Genomic DNA, 15189 nt, shown 5'->3' with positions numbered 1-15189 from the left:
CGCCAAGAAAGAAGGTGGCGGCGGAATGATGAAACCCGACGAGTCCATCCAGATATTCGTGCCGCTCAAGGTCCGCAAGCAGAACGGGCGGCCGAAGATCATGCCGCCCGCCACCTATCTGCCCAGCGAAGACCGGACGCAGGATCCGCATATCCTGCGCGCCATCGGCCGGGCGTGGGGCTGGCGGCGGCGCATGGAGGCTGGCGAATTCAACACGGTCACCGATCTGGCGAAAGCCGTGGGGCTGGCCGAACGCCATGTCAGCCGACAGCTGCGGCTCGCCTATCTCGCGCCGGGTGTCCTCAAGCGCCTGGTCTACAAGCGCGAGGTGCCCGCCGTGACCCTGTTGCAACTGACCGATGTCGCGGCCCTGCCATGGCACGAACAGCCGGAGCGGGTGCTCGACTGAGGCTCAGTGAAAGCTCGCCTGAAACGTCGTCGCGGTCAGCGAGACATGCGCATCCAGTGGTGGGTGCAACTCGAACGCCTTCGGCTCGCGCGAGAAATTCCACAGCCGGAACAGGCGCCATTCCGACCGATGTTCCTCGGCCACGGCCAGTTCGTTGCGGGTGATGTGGAAGGGCGTGCGCTCCCATCCGTTCGTCGTCTTGACCTCGATCAGCCGGGGTAGCCCGTCCGGGGCGAAACTCGCGATGTCGTAGCCCGCGCCATCGCCATCCTCCTCCGACACCCAGCGCACCTTGCGCTCCAGATCGTCCCGTCCTGCCGTCCGCAAGGCCGCGCGCTCATGCGCCAGCACGCGCTCCTCGCCCGCGCGGCCGAGGGCCCGGTTGCGCTCGTCCCGGCCCGCCACGTCGAACTTGCGGGCGATGTGCAGCATCTGCTCCAGCTCCTGCGGCGGCGGCTGGTTCGACAGCGTCGGCGGCGGCCCCACCCAGATCTGCGCCGCCTCGCGCAGGCCAGCGGCGGGGTGCAGCCCCGGTTGGCGCCCGAGCCAGGCGGGGTTCAGAGCCAGCCACCGGGCCACGGCATCCACCAAGGTCATTTGGAAATTGAACGCGGGCTTGTAACCGGGGATCCAGTCCTCGCCGAGCCCCTTCAGCACCGCGCTGATGTTCTGGTGCTTGAACTCGACCGATCCCTCCGATCGGGCGTTCAGCAGCGGCAGCAGCGCGCGGCGGTGTTCGGCCTTGCTGTAGCGGCGCCCGGAGATGTCGTCGGCCAGCATCGCGAAGTAATCCGCGACGATCAGGTCGTTCTCTTCATCCGTCCAGGGCCCGTTCGACATTGCGCCAGGCTATGGGCACGAAGTGTGTTTGTCATCAGAGACTTCCGGCAGGGTTCCGGCTCGCTTCGGACGCTTCCGCCGGACTTGGGGATCGGCCGCCACGGAGCCGTCCTTCTGGCCGCCCTGCGCCTTCGTGTCGGTCTCCGTCACCGGATTTTTTCGCGAACGGGGCGAACCCATGAACGCGGCAACCCATTGGATATGCGAGGATGTTTTACGCCGTCCCGTGACCATTGAGGGGCGCTCGAAGAGAGACGCAGGCCGTTCGGAGACCCGTTCCGCGTCAAGCGCCCAGTCTCCGAAGGGCGGATAGCCCTGCCAACACCCTTTGAAACAAAAAGAAAAAAGGCCCCAATCGGGGCCCTTGGACGGATTCAGCGTCTGAATGTGGCGGAGCGAGAGGGATTCGAACCCTCGAGACGGTTCCCCGCCTACACACTTTCCAGGCGTGCGCCTTCGACCACTCGGCCACCGCTCCGTAGCGCGGGTCTAGCCCGGCGGACGGCGCGGTGCAAGTGGGTCACAGCTTGGAAACGCGCTTTTGCAGCTCCGCCAGCTGGCGGCGGATCTCGGCCATGTCGCGGGCGTCGTCGGGGGGTGCCGCGTCACTCTCCGTCTGATCGGGCTGCGGGCCCAAGGCGCCCGCGGGCCATCCGCCCATCATCGCTTTAAGAAACATCTGCTGCTGGCGCTGCAGCGCGTCAAAGCCTGGCATCTTGGCCATCGGATTAGGCATCGAGGCCATGTTCTCCATCAGCTTGGACTGGCCCTCGCGCAGCATCTCGAAGCTGGCGGCCAGAAACTGAGGCACCACGGATTGCGCATTCGTGGTGTAGCTGCGCACCAGATCCGTCAGCACATCCAGCGGCAGCACGCTTTCGCCGCGGCTCTCGTGTTCGGCGATGATCTGCAGCAGGTATTGCCGCGTCAGGTCGTCACCGGACTTGAGATCCACGATGCGAACCTCGCGGCCGTCGCGGATGAAGCGCGCGATATCCTCGAGCGTCACGTAATCGCTGGTTTCGGTATTGTAGAGGCGGCGGCTGGCATAACGCTTGATCAGCAGCGGCGCAGTCGATGCGGCCATCTTGGGGTCCTTGGATGCGTGGTGACCCATGATGAAAGCTGCACCTGCAAAACGCAAAGGAAAAAACCCGGCGCCTCAATGCACAAGGGGGCAGCCGAAGCTGCCCCCAAGGGATCGGTCGTGATCAGGCGATCACTTCTCGGCGGCAGCCGTGGTGGCTTTCTTGACGGCGGCCTGGGTGTCGCGGGTCGCCTTTTCGGCAACCTTCTGCGCGTCCGAGGCCATGTCCTTGCCGGCGGTCAGCATCAGATCGACCGTGTCCATCTGGACCTTCTTGGCGACTTCCGCATAGGCGGCCATGTGCTCGGCGGCCATTTCGGCTGCGGCCGAGGCGAAATCGCTCATGGCCTTGGCGTATTCGGACGGGTCCTGCTTGACCGCAGCCAGCTCACCCATGCGCGAGATCGAGTCCTGCGCCCAACGAGCCGAGATCTCGGTCGAACGCTCGGCGGCGCTCAGCGCGACGCGGGCCAGCTTTTCGCCCATGACGTTCTGCGACTTCATGGCGTCCTGCATCGAGCTGGTGTCGATCGGGAAGTTGGCCATCATGTCCTGCATGGTCTTGGCGAAATCGGGGGTCTTAGCCATATCGTTCACTCCTATCACTGCAGCGACCGAGAGACGAAGGGAACGGGTCGCTGCTCTCCATTCCATGCAGCCAATATGAATGCTGCACTGCAGCATTTCAAGATATTTTTCTGCACTGCGGCATAATTTTTGCGCCCCGCCCGCATCCCCCGCCGGCAGGGCGCCGTGACATCAGCCTGCCCTTTCGTGCACATAGCGGCCAGGCGCAGGCTCCAGCCCGTCACCCGGGTCGCGGGCATCCACCATCGGCCCGGCGCGTTCGGCCAGCCAGGCGCCCCAGGTCGGCCACCAGCTGGAGGGCTGGAACGCGGCCGCGTCGCGCCATTCCTGATGCCCCTGGGCAAAGCCGTGATCGCTGAGGTAATGGCCGTATTTCTGACGCGTGGGCGGGTTCACGATGCCCGCGACATGGCCCGATTGCGACAGGATGAAGGTCTTGTCCGCCGACCCCATCTGCGCCACGCCCCGCCAGCAGTCCTTCCAGGGGGCGATGTGATCGGCCTCGCAGGCCACCGCGCAGAGCGGCACCGTGACGTCGGACAGATGCAAGCGGTGGCCCAGCACCTCAAAGCCGTCGGTGGCGAAGGCGTTCTTCTGGCACAGCCCACGCAGATACTGCATCGCCATGCGCCCCGGCAGGTTGGTGCTGTCTCCGTTCCAGAACAGCAGATCGAACGCGGGCGGCGTCTCGCCCAGCATATAGCTGCGGATGGCGGGCCCCCAGACCAGGTCGTTGGCGCGCAGAAAGCTCATGGTGCGCGACATCAGCTGCGCGCGCAGCAACCCGTGGCGCTGGACCTCGGCGTCGATGCCGCCGACGAAATCATCCTGCAGAAAGCTGGTGAACTCTCCCTGATCGGAAAAATCGGTCAGCGTCGTGAACAACGTGGCCGAGTTCACCCGCTTGTCGCCGCGCTGTTTCAGCAGCGCCAGCACCAGCGACAGCGTGGTCCCCGCGATGCAATAGCCGACGGTGTTCAGGCGGCTCTGACCGGTCTGCGCCAGCACCTGATTCATCGCGTCCAGATAGGCCTCGGCGTAATCCTCCATGCCGGTGTCCGACATGGCGGCATCGGGGTTCTTCCAGCTGACCACGAACAGGGTGTGGCCCTGATCGACCAGCCAGCGGATCAGGCTGTTCTGGGGTTTCAGATCCAGAATGTAGAACTTGTTGATCCAGGGCGGAAAGATCAGCAGCGGCAGGGCATGGGCCTTGGGCGTGCTGGGGGCGTACTGGATCACCTCGAACAGAGGCGCGCGATAGACGACGGTGCCGGGCGCGGTGCCGATATTCTCGCCCACGGTAAAGGCGCGGCGGTCGGCCAGCGACACGATCATCTCTCCGCCATGGCTCTCGACGTCGCGGACCAGGTTCTCCAGCCCCTTGACCAAGCTCTCGCCCTCGGTCTGGACGGCCTTTTCCAGCGCGTCCGGGTTGGTCGCCAGGAAGTTGGTGGGCGCCATCATGTCGATGATCTGCGCAGTCATCCAGTCGACGCGACGGCGCGCGACGTCATCGGGCAGCTCCAGGCTGTCGGATGCCTCCTTGAGCGCGCTGGCATTGGTCAGGTACTGCCGCTTGATCAGGTTGAAATAGGGGTGGTTCTGCCACAGCGGGTTGGCGAACCGCTTGTCCGACGGGCCGTCATCGGGTGGCGCGACCAGATGGCCCGTCGCCAGCGCCTGCTGGGCGCGGGCATAGTTGGACAGCGTCTGCCCCCAGAACGAGACCTGCGTCTCGATCATCTTGGCGGGATGTTCGGACAGCGTCTTCAGAAAGGCGTTGGCGGCGGTCAGGTACAGGTCCGGCCCCGGCCCCTCGACCCCGGGATTGGGCAGGCTGCGATCGGCCAGGGCCGACATCAGGCGGTGGCCCAGGGTCTCGATCCGCTCGATGTTCTCGGCCAGCTTGCGGGCGGGCGGCGGACTTTCGGACGCGCGCGCCGCGTTGGCGGCATCGGGACCGGCCGATTTGGGCGCAGACCCGGCCTCGGGCGCGGGGGGGGCTGCGGCTTTCGGCTTGCGCGCCACCTTTGGCTTGGCGTTGCCCCCGGGTGTCGCGCTGACCTTCGGCTTGGCGGCGGGCCGGGATCTGGCGGCCTTGGGCTTTGCGGGCGATGCCGTCTTGGCCTCGGACGTCACGACCGCCGGTTCGGCATCCTGCGCCGCTGCCGTGCGGCTGGCACGCGGCTTTCCGGTTGTTGCCGATTTCGCGCGCGATTTCGCAACATTTTTACCTGTCGCCCCCGGCTGTCTTGCCATGATCCGTAATCCCCCCTAGGAATGACCCATGATAGGCGCAGGGCAGGCAAGGCGTAAACCCGGCTTCTGACCCCGTTCCGGCCCGCCGACCACGCGACTATCATGTGCCGCAGTGCAGCAATTGGTGGAAAACATGCCGGTCAAGGGTATTCGGGGCATCGTGTCCTATGACGCGATGGAGACGATTCGGAACACGAACGAATGGATGGGCGCGACCGCGCGGGCAATCGGGTCCTACCCGGCCTTCGCCCTGGTCCCGCATCCGGGGTTCCGCATGCTGGGGGCCTGGGGCCGCATGACGGAACGCAGTTTCGCCCGCATGGTGATCAAGCCCGATTGGGAGATCCCCCCCATCGCCGGAGAGGACGGGCAGGACCATGTGGTCTATGTCGAACCCGTCATGCGCCGCCCGTTCGGCGACCTGATCCATTTCCGCGTCGCCCGCCGCGACCCCCTGCCCCGCAAGGTGCTGCTGGTGGCGCCCATGTCGGGCCATTACGCGACGCTGATGCGCTCGACCGTGACCTCGCTGCTGAACGATTGCGAGCTGTACGTCACCGACTGGCACAATGCCCGCGACATCCCGGTCAGCGAGGGCAAGTTCGACGTCGAGGATTACACCCGTTATCTGGTGGACTTCATCCGCCATCTGGGCCCGGACGTGAACGTCATTGCGGTCTGCCAGCCTGCGCCGCTGGCCCTGGCCGCGACCGCCATCCTGGCCGAGGATGACCCCGCCGCCCAGCCCCGCACCCTGACCCTGATCGGCGGCCCGGTCGATCCCGACGCCGCCGCGACCGAGGTCACCGATTTCGGCAACCGCATCACCATGGGAGAGCTGGAGCATCTGGCGATCCAGTCGGTGGGCTTCAAGTATCGCGGCGCGGGCCGGATGGTCTATCCCGGGCTGGCGCAGCTGTCGTCCTTCATCACCATGAACATGGAGACGCATACACGCGCCTTCATCGAACAACTCTATGCCGAGGCCCGCGGCACCGCGAGCGAGGGCGACAAGCACAACAAGTTCTATGACGAATACCTGGCCGTCATGGACATGACGGCGGAATTCTACCTCTCCACGGTCGAGCGGATCTTCAAGAACCTCGAGATCGCCAAGAACCGCTTCAGCGTCGAGGGTCGGCCCGTCGACATCGGCAAGATCACCGAGGTCGCCGTGATGACGGTCGAGGGGGCCAATGACGACATCTCGGCCCCCGGCCAATGCGTTGCGGCGCTGGACCTGTGCACGGGCGTGCCGCAATCCAAGAAGGTGCAGCACCTGGAACCCGGCGCGGGCCATTACGGCATCTTTGCGGGCAAGTCCTGGCGTCTGAACATCCGTCCGATGGTGCTGGACTTCATCGACGAGAACGCCGCCCTGCCCGACAGCATCAAGCCCCGGCGCAAGCGCAAGGTCGGCGGCCCCGCTGCCGATTGCGGCGTGAACGATGCGCCCCATTCGGACAACGTGGCAGTCTGAACCCGCCCGCGCCCGGCACCGGGGAACCTGTCCCGGCGCAGGCTTGTTATGATCCCGAAGGCCGCCTGATGCGGCGCGAAAGGATCACCGATGACCGACCACAATCACCAGTTCTGGAGCCGCCTGGACGACATCAACAGCGGGATGCTGGGCGTGACCAGCGACCCGCGCCTAGTGCCCATGTCGCATTACGCCGACCGCAAGGCGGGCGTGCTGTGGTTCATCACCGCCAAGGGCACCGACTTGGCCAACAGCGTTGCGCAGGGCGCGCAGCCCGCGATCCATGTCGTCAGCGATGGCGGTCAGGGCCTTTACGCCCGCATCCACGGTCAGCTGTCGCTGTCCGACAACGCCGCCAAGCTGGACGAGCTGTGGAACGCCGTCGCCTCCAGCTGGTTCGAGGATGGCCGCCAGGACCCCGACGTCCAGCTGCTGCGCCTTGACCTGACCGAGGCCGAGGTCTGGGCCACCGGCGGCAAGGTGTCGTTCCTGTACCAGATCGCGAAATCCAAGATCACCGGCGACAAGCCCGACATGGGCGACCATTACAGCCTGACGTTCTGAACCACGTCCTCGATGGTCGCCACGATCAGCGACAGGCAGGCCGGCGACGAGAACCGGTGATCGGCCCCCTTCACTAGGGTCAGCCGGATGTCGTCGCCCGACACATGGTCCAGCAGATCATGCGCCCAGCTGACTGGAACATCGGCATCCGCGGTGCCCTGCAGCATCCTGACCGGGAATGGCAGCGCCAGCGGTTGGTCCAGCACCAGCCGCTGGCGCCCATCTTCGATCAGGCGCCGCGTCAGGATCAGGGGTGCGCCGTATTCACTTGGCAGCGCGACTTGCCCGTCGCGATTCAACTCGCCGCGCTGCTCCTCCGAAAACCCGGCCCAGAACCCCCGCTCGGTAAAGTCGGGCGCGGCGGCGATGGTCACCAGACCCGCCACGCGTTCCGGATGGCCCCGCGCGATCAGCAGGCTGATCCAGCCGCCCATCGACGATCCGACCAGCACCTGCGGTCCCTCCGTCAGCGCCGTGATCGCCGCCAGCGCGTCCGCGGCCCAATCGCCGATGCACCCCTCCTCGAACGCGCCGCCGCTTTCGCCATGCCCGGAATAGTCGAACCGAAGGAAAGACCGCCACTGCGCTGCCGCCCATTCGCGCAGGTGCAGCGCCTTGGCCCCCTGCATGTCCGACCGGAACCCGCCCAGAAAGACCACGCCCGGCCCCTGCCCGTCCAGCCGCTCATAGGCGATGCGTCGTCCCGCATCCGTGGTCAGAAAATCCGTCATTCGCTTACCTCGTCCAATCCCCATGCAACCCAGGCACCCATCGCCGATGCCACGGCAAAGGCCGCGACCGCCCAGGCGGCGCCCAGCACCGCCAGCCCGGCGGATGCCGCACCCGCCACCAGCAGCACGATCCCCACGACCAGGTTCGACACCGCAGTATAGGCCGCGCGCTGATCGTCGGGGGCCATGTCCACCAGATAGGTGGTCCGCCCCTGCCTGACCCCGTGATAGGCGATCATCAACCCGAACAGAACCACCGCGATGGCCCCCGTCGCCTGCGCCAGCCCCATCGCGGCCAGCACCAGCGCCAGCACCAACGCCACGGCCCCCGCCACCCCCGACCAGATCAGCACCCGCCGGGCCGAGCGGTCCGACATCCGCCCCCACACCCAGGACGACAGCAGCGAGGCCAACGCCGAAGCCAGCACCAGGAGGCCCAGCTGCTGATCCCCCTCGCCCGCGGCGGCCAGCACCAAAAGATAGGGCGGCGCCAGCGCCGAACCCACCAGCAGCGACCGCGCGATGATGAACCGCGCTAGCTGCCCGTCCTGGCGCAGCAGCCGCAGCTGCCCCAGGGATTGCGACAGGCTCAGGACCTCCTCGCGCGGCTGCGCCTCTTCGTCCAGGGTGGCAAAGACCGCGCCGGCCGCGATCCAGACCACCCCCGCCAGCGCCACCGCGCCGATGACCAGCACCGCCCGATCCAGCGGCTGCCACAGCAACAGGCCCGCAAAAACGATCACCCCGGCCGCGCCCACGCTGCTGGCGAAACCGGTGGCCGCGCCGCGCCGCGACTTGCCCACGGTCTTGCCCAGCACATCCTTGTAGCTGGCCGAACAGACCGACCGCGCCAGCGCCAGCACCGCCAGCGCCGCGATGATCGCGACACCCGCCGCAGCCCCCTGCATCGTCAGCGCGATGGCGGCGATGGCCAGCGCCGCCAATCCCTGCACCACGCTGCCCACCGCCCAGGCCCATTTGCGCCGCGGCAGCGCGCCGATGGCCCCCGCGGTGAACAGCTGCGGCAGCAGCGATCCGGCCTCGCGCACCGGGACCAGCAGGCCGATCACGCCTGCCCCCGCGCCCAGATGGGTCAGCAGCCAGGACAGGACCAGTTTCGCATCGACCAGCCCGTCGCCCAGCTTGGACGCCGCTAGCGATATGATATAGCGCAGGAAATTGCGTGGCTCGACCTGGTGCTGGCCATCGGACAGGCCGCCGTCGCTGTCGGGGTCGTCGACCAGACGCTCGAACAGCTGGTCCTCGAAATCGCTATGGTGGCTCATGCTGGCTTCCCGTGTGTTGCCGTAATCTTGACTAATCGCGCGGGCACGTCCATGCCTGCCCGACCATAACCCGCAACCGGGCGTTCCGTGGGCGCCAAACCGACGAGGAGGACAGCATGTCCCAAATCACCCTCACCTTTCCCGATGGCAACGCGCGCGAATACCCCGCCGGCGTGACCGCCGCCGAGGTCGCCGAGAGCATCGCCCCCAGCCTTGCGAAACGCGCGATTTCTGCCAGCCTGGACGGCGCGCATATCGACCTGGCATGGCCGATTACGGCCAGTGGTCAGATCGCCATCCATTCGATGAAGGAGGAGGCGCAGGCGCTGGAGCTGATCCGCCATGATTTCGCCCATATCATGGCCCGCGCGGTTCAGGCGATCTGGCCCGACGTCAAGGTCACCATCGGCCCGGTCCGCGATTACGGCTGGTTCTATGATTTCGACCGGGCCGAGCCCTTCACCCCCGACGATCTGGGCGCGATCGAGGCCAAGATGAAGGAGATCATCAACGCCCGCGAGCCCGTCCGCACCGAAATCTGGGACCGCGACCGCGCCATCGCCCATTACAAGGCGGCGAACGAGCCCTTCAAGCTGGAGCTGATCGACCGCATCCCCGAGGGTCAGGACCTGCGCATGTACTGGCACGGCGACTGGCAGGACCTGTGCCGCGGCCCGCATCTGCAAAACACCGGACAGCTGCCCGCCGACGCCTTCAAGCTGACCCATATCGCCGGGGCCTATTGGCTGGGCGACGCGACGCGCCCCATGCTGCAGCGCATCTATGGCGTGGCCTTCCGCAACCGCGACGACCTCAAGGCGCATATGACCATGCTGGAGGAGGCCGCCAAGCGCGACCACCGCAAGCTGGGCCGAGAGATGAACCTGTTCCACATGCAGGAGGAGGCGCCGGGCCAGATCTTCTGGCATCCGAACGGTTGGAACATCTATACCACGCTGCAGGATTACATGCGCCGCAAGCAGCGCGCAGATGGCTATGTCGAGGTCAACACCCCGCAGGTTGTCAGCCGTAAATTGTGGGAGGAATCAGGGCATTGGGAGAATTATCAGGAAAACATGTTCATCGTCGAGGTTGATGAGGAACACGCCAAGACCAAGACGATCAACGCCCTCAAGCCGATGAACTGCCCCTGCCACGTCCAGATCTTCAACCACGGCCTGAAATCCTATCGCGACCTGCCGCTGCGCATGGCCGAGTTCGGGTCCTGCAACCGCTATGAGCCCTCGGGCGCGCTGCACGGCATCATGCGGGTGCGCGGCTTTACCCAGGACGACGCCCACATCTTCTGCACCGAGGATCAGATCGAGGCCGAGACTAAGAAGTTCATCGACTTCCTGGCCGGCATCTATGCCGACCTGGGCTTTGACGGCTGGCGGATCAAGCTGTCCACCCGCCCCGAAAAGCGCATCGGGACCGAGGAGAGCTGGGACCGGGCGGAGGCGGCCCTGGGGAACGCCTGCAAGGCCGCCGGTCACGACTATACAATTTTCCCCGGTGAGGGCGCGTTTTACGGGCCAAAGCTGGAATTCGTGCTGACCGATGCGATCGGGCGCGACTGGCAGTGCGGCACGCTGCAGGTGGACCCCAACCTGCCCGAGCGTCTGGACGCGGAATATGTCGGACCCGACGGGGCGAAGCACCGCCCCATCATGCTGCACCGCGCCGTCCTGGGCAGCTTTGAGCGGTTCATCGGCATCCTGATCGAGAACAGCGCGGGCAAGCTGCCCTTCTGGCTGGCCCCGCGTCAGGTGGTCGTGGCCTCGATCGTGTCGGATGCCGACGACTATGTGGATCAGGTCGTGGCCGCCCTGCGCGCCAAGGGCATCCGCGCCGAGGCCGACATCCGCAACGAAAAGATCAACTACAAGGTCCGCGAACATTCGGTTGGTCGCGTCCCCGCGATCCTGGCCATCGGCATGAAGGAGGTCGAGGAGCGCACCGTCTCTCTGCGCCGCCTGGACGCCCAGGGCAGCCGCACCGTGTCCCTGGATCAGGTCGTAGCCGACCTGGCGCTTGAGGCCACGCCCCCGGACCTGCGCTGACCCCGGCCTGCGTCAAATGCGGCCCGCGGGGGCCGCGTTTGATGCTTGCCTTTTGCAACGATTCGGGCATCCTCTCATTCGCGTGAGCAAAGACTTTCTACCGCCTCCCTCTTGGGCAGCCGGAAGACCGAAAGCGGGCTGCACGACCTGGCGCAATCCTGCGTCGGGATGACTTGAAGGAGAGAACGGTTATGGCAACCGGAACGGTTAAATGGTTCAACGCGACCAAAGGCTTTGGCTTTATCGCGCCCGATGATGGCGGCAAGGACGTGTTCGTGCACATCTCCGCCGTGGAGCGTGCGGGCCTGACCGGCCTGCAGGACAACCAGAAAGTCGAATTCGACCTGCAGTCGGGCCGCGACGGCCGGGCCTCGGCCGCCGATCTGAAACTGCTCTGATCCGCCCGCGCGCGTGATCCGGACGGCCCGTTCGCGCGGGCCGTTTTTTGTTGGACAACAGGCAGGGCCCAGGGATGAACCTGGCGGAACATGTGCTGCGGGCGGGGCTGGATGTCCCGGATGGCCAGGCCCTGGTCGTCATGGGTCATGACGACGCCCAGGTCTGGTCGCATGCCGAACTGCGCCGCGCGGTTCTGGGCACAGCCACGGGCCTGCTGCGGGCGGGCCTGCGCCCGGGTGACCGGTTGCTGATGCGGCTTGCGAACCGTCCGGCCTTTCCGATCGCCTATCTGGGTGCCATCGCCGCAGGCGTGGTCCCGGTGCCGACCTCGGCCCAGCTGACCGCACCCGAGATCACCCGCATCGCCACCCGCATTGCACCGGCGGTCATCGTGGCGGGCGCGGGCGTGCCCCTGCCCGACCACCCCGCACCTGTCCTGACCGAGGACGATCTGGACGGCTTTGCCACGATGCCGCCCGCGGAGTTTGCCCAGGGTGCCGCGGATCGGCTGGGCTATATCGTCTTCACCTCGGGCAGTTCCGGCCAGCCGCGGGCGGTCATGCACGCCCATCGCGCGATCCTGGCGCGGCAGGCGATGATGCAGGGCTGGTACGGGCTGCGCCCCGACGACCGGCTGCTGCACGCGGGGGCGTTTAACTGGACCTTTACCCTGGGCACAGGGCTGCTGGACCCCTGGACCCTGGGCGCCACCGCGCTGATCCCGGCCCCCGGCACGCCCATCGAACAGATCCCGGCGCTGGCCGCCCGCCACGGCGCCACCATCCTGGCCGGGGCGCCCGGCATCTTTCGCCGCCTGCTGCGCGCCGACTGGCCGCCCATCGCCACCCTGCGCCATGCCCTGGCCGCCGGGGAACGGCTGGACCCGGCCCTGCGCGCCGCCTGGACGGCCCGCACCGGCACCGACATCCACGAGGCGATGGGCGCGTCCGAGATTTCGACCTTCCTGTCAGGCAGTCCCGACCGCCCGGCGCCGCCCGGCACTGCTGGATATCCGCAGCCGGGCCGCCATGTCGCGGTCCTGGACACCGACGGCCCCGGCCAGCCCGGCCCGCTGGCGGTGCGGGCCGACGATCCGGGGCTGTTCCTGGGCTATCTGGACGATCCGGCGGCCACCCGGGCCTGCTTTCGCGACGGCTGGTTCCTGACCGGCGATCTGGCCCAGGCCGCCCCCAATGGCGCCATCACCCTGCTGGGCCGCGCCGATGACATCATGAACGCCGGCGGCTTTCGCATTGCCCCGCCCGAGATCGAGGATCACCTGGCCACCCATCCCGATGCAGGCGACGTGGCGGTGGCGGAACTGCCTGTCGCGCCGGGCGTCACCATCGTCGCGGCCTTCTGGACCGGTCCCGCGACGCCCGCGCAGATGCAGGCTCTGGCCCAGGACGGCCTGGCCCGCTACAAGCAGCCGCGCGCGTGGATCCCGTTGGACGCGCTGCCGCGCACGCCCACCGGCAAGATCAACCGCCGCGCCCTGCGCGCGGCGCATCGCAAGGACCTGGAATGACCCGCCTGGACATCTTCGCCGATCCCGTCTGCCCCTGGTGCCTGATCGGCAAGGTCGAGCTGGACCGCGCGCTGGAAAGCCGCCCCGACCATCCCTTTGCCATCACCTGGCACCCGTTCCGCCTGAACCCCACCATGCCGCCCCAGGGCATGGACCGCGTGGCCCATCTGCGCGCCAAGCTGGGCGACCGCGCCGCCGATGCCGCCCGCGCCCTGGCCGAACGTGCCGCCGCCCTGGGTCTGACGCTGAACCCCGCGCCGCGCGAACCGGACACGACCGACGCCCATCGCCTGATGCATTGGGCCGGGCTGGAGGGCGCGCAGACCCGCGTGATGTCGGCCCTGCTGCGCGCCCATTGGCAAGAGGCACAGGACATCAGCGACCATGCCGTGCTGGCCCGGATCGCCAAGGGCGCCGGCATGGACCCGGCGCTGGCAGCCCGCCTGCTGGCCTCGGATGCCGACCGTGACGAGGTCGCGGAGCGCGAGGCGCATGCCCGCGCGCGGGGCATCACCTCGGTGCCGACCTTCATCGTGGCCGATGCCCATGCCGTCAGCGGCGCGCAGCCTGCGACGCTGTGGCAGCAGGTCATCGATGAGATCATGGCTGCCTCCCGCCCGGACTGACTTGCAGACTCTGCAAATCGCGCCTATCTGGGGGGTCAGAACCGATTGGTGATCCCCATGTCCGACCTTGCCCACCCGGCCACCGCGCAGGCCCGCCGCCTGCCTTTGCCCGAATTCATCGCGATGCTGGCGTTCCTCTTTGCCACGATCGCGTTTTCGATCGACGCGATGCTGCCCGCGCTGCCCGACATCGCGGCCGACCTGACCCCCGACAACGTCAACCGCGCCCAGTTGATCCTGACCACCTTCGTGGCCGGGATGGGGCTGGGCACGCTGTTCGCGGGCCCCATCTCGGACGCGCTCGGCCGCAAGCGGACGATCACCATCGGCTTTGGCATCTATATCGCCGCGACTGTCGCCGCGCTCTATGCCAATTCGCTGGAGTTCCTGCTGATCGCCCGCTTCGTGCAGGGCCTGGGCGCCGCAGCCCCCCGCATCGTCGGGCTGGCGCTGGTCCGCGACCTGTATGAGGGCCGCGAGATGGCGCGCATCAGCAGCTTCGTGATGATGATCTTCATCATGATCCCCGCCGTGGCGCCGACGCTTGGGGCGGGGATCATCGCGATCTCGGACTGGCACGGGGTGTTTCTGGCCTTCATCGCCTTCGCCGTCGTGGGGGCACTCTGGCTGAACATCCGCCAGGCCGAGACGCTGCCCCCCGCCGCCCGCCGCCCCCTGCGCGTCGGCACGCTCTATGCCGCCGCCCGCGAGGTGCTGTCCGACCGCCAGGTGATGCTCACCACGCTGATCCTGACCCTGGGCTTCGGTCAGATGTTCGGCCTTCTGTCCTCGGCCCAGCAGCTCTTCGGCGAAACCTATGGCAAGGGAGAGAACTTCCACCTGTGGTTCGCCGCCATGGCGCTGCTGTCGGGGTCGGGGACCATCCTGAACGCGACCTTCGTGATGCGTTTCGGCATGCGGCGGATCGCGAAATGGGCCTACATCATGCAGACGGTGGTGTCCGGTGTGGCGCTGGTGCTGATCCTCAGCGGCGTGCTGCCCGACGCGCTGCAATTCCCGCTGTTCTTCTTCTGGGCGGTCAGCGTGTTCTTCATGGCGGGGGTCACCTTCGGCAACCTGAACGCGCTGGCACTGCAACGCATGGGCCATATCGCGGGCATGGCAGCCTCGATCGTGGCCGCCATCTCGACGCTGGCGGCGGTGATGATCGCGGCGCCGGTGGGTCTGCTCTATGACGGGACCGCGATCCCGGCGATCACCGCGACGCTGATCTGCTCGGCGCTGGCGTGGTTCCTGATGCGCCGCCTGACGGACTGACGGCCGCGCCTACAAGGCCACGCCGCGGGGGGTCCGGGGGGCGCGAAG

The 15189-nt window shown here is 67.1% G+C and carries 14 protein-coding genes and 1 tRNA gene; 8 read left to right on the top strand and 7 right to left on the bottom strand.

Features of this window, described 5'->3' with window-relative positions:
• The first annotated feature begins 25 nt into the window (after positions 1–25).
• A complete protein-coding gene (locus FA740_RS13550) occupies positions 26–409 on the top strand; it encodes a hypothetical protein (protein WP_136857307.1) in 384 nt (127 codons plus the stop codon).
• 3 nt (positions 410–412) lie between these two features.
• Here FA740_RS13550 and FA740_RS13545 read toward each other — a convergent pair whose 3' ends face one another.
• The 5 genes from FA740_RS13545 to phaC form a co-directional block, all read right to left on the bottom strand.
• On the bottom strand, positions 413–1249 hold the full coding sequence (locus tag FA740_RS13545) for a protein NO VEIN domain-containing protein (RefSeq protein ID WP_136857306.1): 837 nt from the start codon (positions 1247–1249) through the stop codon (positions 413–415).
• Between the two features lie 388 nt (positions 1250–1637).
• Positions 1638–1727: transfer RNA gene (locus FA740_RS13540), tRNA-Ser, on the bottom strand.
• A gap of 42 nt (positions 1728–1769) precedes the next feature.
• Positions 1770–2336, bottom strand: coding sequence for a polyhydroxyalkanoate synthesis repressor PhaR (gene phaR / locus FA740_RS13535; RefSeq protein ID WP_136857305.1), 567 nt, complete (start codon positions 2334–2336; stop codon positions 1770–1772).
• Between the two features lie 132 nt (positions 2337–2468).
• Entirely contained in the window at positions 2469–2924 is a 456-nt protein-coding gene (locus tag FA740_RS13530) for a Phasin (RefSeq protein ID WP_136857304.1), read from the bottom strand.
• Positions 2925–3095: 171 nt separating this feature from the next.
• Entirely contained in the window at positions 3096–5186 is a 2091-nt protein-coding gene (gene phaC / locus FA740_RS13525; protein ID WP_136857303.1) for a class I poly(R)-hydroxyalkanoic acid synthase, read from the bottom strand.
• Positions 5187–5319: 133 nt separating this feature from the next.
• Here phaC and phaZ point away from each other — a divergent pair, with 133 nt between their 5' ends.
• Positions 5320–6666, top strand: a complete 1347-nt coding sequence (gene phaZ, locus FA740_RS13520; protein WP_420873150.1) for a polyhydroxyalkanoate depolymerase — start codon at positions 5320–5322, stop codon at positions 6664–6666.
• 90 nt (positions 6667–6756) lie between these two features.
• Positions 6757–7230 carry a pyridoxamine 5'-phosphate oxidase family protein gene (locus FA740_RS13515; RefSeq protein ID WP_136857302.1) on the top strand — a complete coding sequence of 158 codons (474 nt, stop codon included), beginning with the start codon at positions 6757–6759 and terminating at the stop codon, positions 7228–7230.
• Here the strand turns inward: FA740_RS13515 and FA740_RS13510 are convergent.
• Positions 7212–7961: an alpha/beta hydrolase gene (locus FA740_RS13510; protein WP_136857301.1), complete on the bottom strand. Its 750-nt coding sequence runs from the start codon at positions 7959–7961 to the stop codon at positions 7212–7214. The genes FA740_RS13515 and FA740_RS13510 overlap by 19 nt on opposite strands.
• Entirely contained in the window at positions 7958–9247 is a 1290-nt protein-coding gene (locus tag FA740_RS13505) for an MFS transporter (RefSeq protein WP_136857300.1), read from the bottom strand. The genes FA740_RS13510 and FA740_RS13505 overlap by 4 nt, the downstream gene beginning before the upstream one ends.
• A 116-nt stretch (positions 9248–9363) precedes the next feature.
• Between FA740_RS13505 and thrS the strand changes: the two genes are divergently transcribed.
• The 5 genes from thrS to FA740_RS13480 all read left to right on the top strand — a co-directional run bounded on the left by thrS (position 9364) and on the right by FA740_RS13480 (position 15141).
• Positions 9364–11310 (top strand): threonine--tRNA ligase, encoded by a 1947-nt coding sequence (gene thrS / locus FA740_RS13500; protein ID WP_136857299.1) that lies wholly within the window; start codon positions 9364–9366, stop codon positions 11308–11310.
• A gap of 191 nt (positions 11311–11501) precedes the next feature.
• Positions 11502–11708: a cold-shock protein gene (locus FA740_RS13495; RefSeq protein ID WP_136857298.1), complete on the top strand. Its 207-nt coding sequence runs from the start codon at positions 11502–11504 to the stop codon at positions 11706–11708.
• A 74-nt stretch (positions 11709–11782) separates the two neighbouring features.
• Positions 11783–13237, top strand: coding sequence for a class I adenylate-forming enzyme family protein (locus FA740_RS13490; protein ID WP_136857297.1), 1455 nt, complete (start codon positions 11783–11785; stop codon positions 13235–13237).
• The gene (locus FA740_RS13485; RefSeq protein WP_136857296.1) at positions 13234–13863 is read left to right on the top strand and encodes a DsbA family oxidoreductase; all 630 of its coding nucleotides are present in this window, start codon (positions 13234–13236) and stop codon (positions 13861–13863) included. Before FA740_RS13490 ends, FA740_RS13485 begins: the two co-directional genes overlap by 4 nt.
• A gap of 57 nt (positions 13864–13920) precedes the next feature.
• Entirely contained in the window at positions 13921–15141 is a 1221-nt protein-coding gene (locus FA740_RS13480) for a multidrug effflux MFS transporter (protein WP_246053630.1), read from the top strand.
• Positions 15142–15189: the final 48 nt, after the last annotated feature.

The sequence above is a fragment of the Paracoccus hibiscisoli genome (assembly GCF_005048265.1).
In the GTDB taxonomy this organism is placed as follows: Bacteria; Pseudomonadota; Alphaproteobacteria; order Rhodobacterales; family Rhodobacteraceae; genus Paracoccus; species Paracoccus hibiscisoli.
This window is presented reverse-complemented; position numbering and strand designations above follow the sequence as displayed.